Genomic DNA, 286 nt, shown 5'->3' with positions numbered 1-286 from the left:
GCGCTGTTTGGCGATGTGATTGGCAAGCCGACCTTCCCGGCCGACTCCCTGGCGCGGATCAAGAACCAGATCCTCGCCGGCTTCGAGTACCAGAAGCAGAACCCCGCCAAGCTGGCGAGCCTTGAGCTGTTCAAGCGCCTGTACGGCGACCACCCTTACGCGCACCCGAGCGAAGGCACACCGGAGAGCGTCCCGAAGATTACGCTGGCGCAGTTGCAGGCGTTCCACGCCAAGGCCTACGCAGCGGGCAACGCGGTGATTGCAGTGGTCGGCGACCTGACCCGCG

At 65.4% G+C, this 286-nt stretch carries 1 protein-coding gene; it reads left to right on the top strand.

Annotation, left to right across the window (positions count from 1 at the left end):
- A partial coding sequence (locus tag BM70_RS33855) for an insulinase family protein (protein WP_043274453.1) occupies positions 1 to 286 on the top strand: 286 nt, incomplete at both ends.

Origin of the sequence: Pseudomonas sp. CHM02, assembly GCF_000612585.1 — a bacterium.
Classification (GTDB): Bacteria; Pseudomonadota; Gammaproteobacteria; order Pseudomonadales; family Pseudomonadaceae; genus Aquipseudomonas.
Note: the sequence above shows the minus strand (reverse complement) of the source record. Positions and strands in the feature narration are given on the sequence as shown.